Raw genomic sequence first — 4,911 nt, 5'->3', positions numbered from 1 at the left:
GTAATAACTTCGTATAGCATACATTATACGAAGTTATACGACTTATTAAAATCCATGTGGGATTATGAAAAACGTGTTCATTCATTTTGGATACCTTAAGAGCCAAATATCCGCATGCAAATTTTATTGAGTTGCAGTCTGAAAAAGAATTGGAACGCTTTGGCAAAGATATATTAATGCTGGATTAAACGCTCTTTAGAGCAGCACAATAAGGATAGAAATACGCCCTATTGCATCTCCTCATTGAGATGTCATTTATGCGTTTCTGACCGCGGCAACGCTTTCACCCCATGAGCCTCAATAAAAGCGACAATAGCCCATCGCGCATAAGGTTTGCCTATCAGTGCTTCATCCAATTGAACCACATCATGCCAACCTGCTGAAAATTCATTGGTACTCATAATTTGCTTGAAATTACTTGCTAGCATAAATACTGCATGCTCATCTTTATGTTCCACAAGCTTCAAATCATCAGGACAACTACCAATTCTTAGGCCAGGGGAGCTTTCGGCAATTGCCAAAGTAAAAGAACCCGCATCAAAATGAGGTTTAGCCAGATATTTTCCAGATTCTTGCCAATTATAGCGGAGGAAACGCAGCAGGATATGAACATCGTCGGTAGCAAAAACTTTATCCATAGTCCCAGGAAATCGCTTCTCAAAAACCTGCAAGATACCATGCACTGTTTTATAAACTAACTCCCATATGGGTTTGGCCTTCATTACAAAATCCAGAACTACGGGATGGGCTTTTAAAAAATCCCTATAGCGTTTAAATAAAGCGGGATGGAAATGAAAAAATCCTTGCTGTCGTTATAAAGATGATCATTAGGATCACGATGTTTAAAACCTACATCTCCTCTACGATGTATTGGAGCAATAGTAAAATCAATATAATTTTTAACTGAATCTGGCTCTTCTAAAAATTTGAAAAAAGCAATAACGGCCTCTTCCAGAACATTCTGTTTTATTGCAAAGGGGACCTGCATGTACCTTTGCTTTTGCAGAAGCTGAATTGCTTCATCTCTTATCAACATGGGAGTCTCTTGAAAGTTCTTTCAATAAATCTCTAATATACCTACCACAATAAAATCTTTATATATTTTGGCAAGAATCACAAAAAATAAAATTTCTGCTAAAAGCTTAGCTCAAAAATTTAAAATAAATATGTGGGAATATAGTCTCTATTTTTTGCGCTTAACAACAGACACCCTCTACAGCTACAAGAGTGATTTTCTTTTAAGTTCAAAGATGACGAAAAATTCTACGTCTTGATTTATCTAATACCTTTAGATAACATGGTGGGGTTTTTGTATAAAAAAATACATATTATATTGGAAAAATACTTAACCGGGCCATGAACTACTTTAATTCATAGCAATAAACGAGGATGTTTTTTATGTCTCTAAATGACATTTCTGTGGTCATACCAGAAAAAGAAAGCCAATTTTCGGCATGGCAAAAGCAAGATACTGTATGGATGCTAAGTCTTTATGGTACAGCAATTGGTGCCGGAACCCTTTTTCTTCCCATAGATGCCGGATTAAATGGTATTTGGCCATTGCTCATTATGGTTTTGCTTGCATTTCCCATGACTTATTTTTCTCACCAAGCTCTATGCCGTTTTGTACTTTCTGGTTCCTCAGCAAAAACTGACATTACAGCAGTGGTTGATGAACATTTTGGTCGTGCTGCTGGGCAAGTGCTTACCTTGCTTTATTTCTTTGCCATCTATCCAATTTTGCTCATGTATAGCGTGGCCATTACCAATACCGCCGCAAGCTTCATCGTCAATCAATTGGGTATGAATGCGCCGCCACGTGCACTGTTAGCAATTATTCTAATTTTGAGTTTGATGGCTATTGTCCGTTTTGGTCAGCAAATGATTGTAAAATCCATGAGCCTGTTAGTTTACCCTTTTGTGAGTATTTTACTTTTACTCTCTATTTATCTAATTCCTCACTGGAACGACGCTATCCTGCAACACAGCAGCACAATAAATGGTGAATCGCATGGCTCACTCATGACCCTATGGCTCATCATTCCGGTTATGGTATTTTCTTTTAACCACTCCCCTATTATTTCGTCTTTTGCCGTTAATCAAAAGCAACGATATGGGGAAAAAGCCGATGAGAAAAGTTCATGGATTCTGAAATATAGCCATATCATGATGGTAACCACAGTCATGTTTTTTGTATTTAGCTGTGTCTTCAGTCTATCACCACAGGACTTAGCTTTAGCAAAACAACAAAATATTTCTATTTTGTCTTATTTGGCTAACCACTTTCATACACCCGTCATTGCTTATATCGCTCCGATGATTGCGTTCATTGCGATTGCCAAATCATTCCTGGGGCACTATCTTGGTGCCAGCGAAGGTTTACATGGCTTAATTGTTAAATCTCTACGTGTTCGCCACATCAGTGTCTGCAGCAAGAAAGTACATCGATTGATTGAAATATTCATCATCATCACTTGCTGGGTTGTTGCTACAATTAACCCGAGTATCCTAGGTATGATTGAGACGCTTGGTGGACCAGTCATTGCTATCATACTTTTCTTAATGCCCATGTATGCCATTGCTAAAGTACCAGCAATGAAAAAATACCGGCAACCACTTCAGAATACTTTTATTAGTCTTATGGGGCTAATAGCTATCTCAGCTATTCTCTATGGTTTCTTTCACCTATAAATAATCCTCATAAACGCTGCGCGCTCGAAATCGCGCAGCTTCTTCTACTTGATTACAATATAAAAATTGTTTGAATAGCCGGATTATAGTACTCTGCCTGGCCTGTCTTAACTGTTAAATTATGGCGAGGTTGATAGTTAGTTTTACTATGGATATGTCCACACAATACTAAAAAATCAAGCTGAGTATATTCCTCAGCGATTGTGATTAATACCTGACCAGTTGCTTTTGAGGTATAAAAAGGAAGGAAATCAATGGTATTTCTTTTTTCTCCAAGCAAGGTGCTTTCCTGGAAAGGAGGTACATGAGTTACAATAATCATACGCTCAGCATGCTTGGTAATTGCCGCTCTCAGATTTTCTTTTAATTGCTGTGCATCATTATCAGCCAACTCTTGCATTTTTACTAAAAGCTCAGTTTTACCTAGACAGTTTTTCTGAAATAAATCCTCAATCATTCTGCTATCATTCATTATAATTGAGCTGCTGTAATAATCGCCAAATCGCCCATCCGCCCACCCATCTTGTCCCAATAAATAAATGTCTTTTTCCAGTAAAAGCGGCCCAGCAGCTGCCAGCCAAAACAGCAATGGTTCCTGATTCGTCAAGTGTTGCATTTGTGCACGAACGTTAGCAATGCGCCCATGATAATAATCATGATTTCCAAGGACAAAATAAATGGGTTTAGCTAACACGTCGCGCATCTCTAGCAAGACACTGTTAACAGTAGGTGCTTCAGCAATATCACCGCTAATAATAATTCGATCGGCACCGCTATGAATAAGCGCTTTATAGAATAGATGACGGGCATTACTATCTAAAAATTTAAATGAATATCTGTAAGCCAGGCAATGTTCATAATGCCTCTCATACAATAAAAACAATGTTGCCCCGATCAATCACCAATCAGGCCATGCTTTTTATTATGCATGTTCACTGTTTCATCCAGGCTTGCTGCTTCAGTTAAAGCAGCTACATTCTCTTTAGTAAAAAGCCATCAAAACCATGACAACGCTCAACATATTCTGTGATCAAGATTGAATATTTAGAATGCTTAGAAAATATTTGTTTTAAATCAGGCTCGTCCTTACATGCCCCAAAAATCTTTGCTAAAAACTCAATATTGGCTTCGTCACGCAAAATCTCAATGACATAATCGATATTCTTTTTACCCGAACTATGATCGCCATCTGCTACCTCGATGGCAATATGATGCATGCGTCGCCCATAGTTTCTGACAAAATTCTCAGTAGGCATAGGGAGGCCTTTAAAGGAATTCACCATAAAAGGGGTATTATTGGCAGTAAATACCTTAGCAGGTGATTGAATATCCTGCCCATGAGCTACACGATTGACATTGGTTGATGAGTTCATATCACTAATATTATAGGCACCCCAGAAATAATAATTAGATAAGCAAAGGAATTCTAAAATTGCATCCTCGCGCTCGCCAGCTAAAATTCGCGTTGCCATATGATCAATCCCTTTAAGCAAAGGCTTAATGCCTTTATCAAGGCTAAATTGTTCCGCTTGATCTAAACGTTTCTTTTCCTGTTTGGTTAAATAAAATCGTTGTCCTAAATTGAGGCGATCAAAATCAAAAATATCACCGTCAGTATAACCTGTGCTATTGAAGCAATAATCTGATAGACGAGTAAAATAAAAATGTTCATTACAATAAAATTTATTCTCAGTCATGTCGGCATCATGAAAATGAAAATCCTGTGATCTTAAAATTTTACGAGTCTCATCTTTGTCTTTCGTTTTAAATATTTCTCCGACATAACGAGCATTATACTTTTCTCTTCCATTAGGATACATTTTATTAATACGGGTAATATCATCTTTGAAATTTGGATCCAGAGGTTCCAGTACAATAAAAATGGGACTATCTGGGGTATTAACAAGAAAATAAATTTTGTGTGTTGCACTAATATAACTAACGGCATAACGATAGGGGGTCATGATATATAGTTCATTTAGATAACTAATGGCGTCACCGGTTTGTACCTGTACAACGACTCCACAAATGTCCCCATATAAATCCTTCAAACCAACAGCTTGGCGGCGTTCATATATTTTCATGCGATATTCATTAAAATAATCTGTATTTTTTTATCCCCTTTGGGCTGATATTTAAATGGATTAATCATTGCTCTCCCCCCATCTAGCCAAAGCGTATTAGAAACACTCTAAAATTAAGTATATACCCTGTTAAACA

Annotated in this window: 5 protein-coding genes; 1 reads left to right on the top strand and 4 read right to left on the bottom strand. The window is 37.4% G+C overall.

All coding sequences use genetic code 11. From position 1 onward, the window contains the following. Positions 1-251 precede the first annotated feature (251 nt). A complete protein-coding gene (locus BN58_RS10375; RefSeq protein ID WP_019216762.1) occupies positions 252-722 on the bottom strand; it encodes a hypothetical protein in 471 nt (156 codons plus the stop codon). A 29-nt stretch (positions 723-751) separates the two neighbouring features. Further along, entirely contained in the window at positions 752-1,036 is a 285-nt protein-coding gene (locus tag BN58_RS10370; protein WP_019216761.1) for a hypothetical protein, read from the bottom strand. 362 nt (positions 1,037-1,398) lie between these two features. On the opposite strand from BN58_RS10370, the gene BN58_RS10365 reads away from it, so the two are divergent. Continuing rightward, positions 1,399-2,691, top strand: a complete 1,293-nt coding sequence (locus BN58_RS10365; RefSeq protein WP_019216760.1) for a serine/threonine transporter — start codon at positions 1,399-1,401, stop codon at positions 2,689-2,691. Positions 2,692-2,743: 52 nt separating this feature from the next. Here BN58_RS10365 and BN58_RS24120 read toward each other — a convergent pair whose 3' ends face one another. Next, on the bottom strand, positions 2,744-3,574 hold the full coding sequence (locus BN58_RS24120) for a metallophosphoesterase family protein (RefSeq protein ID WP_232220511.1): 831 nt from the start codon (positions 3,572-3,574) through the stop codon (positions 2,744-2,746). Between the two features lie 88 nt (positions 3,575-3,662). After that, positions 3,663-4,775, bottom strand: a complete 1,113-nt coding sequence (locus BN58_RS24115; RefSeq protein ID WP_019216759.1) for a hypothetical protein — start codon at positions 4,773-4,775, stop codon at positions 3,663-3,665. Positions 4,776-4,911: the final 136 nt, after the last annotated feature.

Source organism: Legionella tunisiensis (assembly GCF_000308315.1).
Lineage (GTDB): Bacteria > Pseudomonadota > Gammaproteobacteria > Legionellales > Legionellaceae > Tatlockia > Tatlockia tunisiensis.
This window is presented reverse-complemented; position numbering and strand designations above follow the sequence as displayed.

Coding starts and splice junctions, on each gene's coding strand:
- BN58_RS10375 (WP_019216762.1), bottom strand. CDS start 722: ATGAAGGCCAAACCCATATGGGAGTTAGTTTATAAAACAGTGCATGGT.
- BN58_RS10370 (WP_019216761.1), bottom strand. CDS start 1,036: ATGTTGATAAGAGATGAAGCAATTCAGCTTCTGCAAAAGCAAAGGTAC.
- BN58_RS10365 (WP_019216760.1), top strand. CDS start 1,399: ATGTCTCTAAATGACATTTCTGTGGTCATACCAGAAAAAGAAAGCCAA.
- BN58_RS24115 (WP_019216759.1), bottom strand. CDS start 4,775: ATGAAAATATATGAACGCCGCCAAGCTGTTGGTTTGAAGGATTTATAT.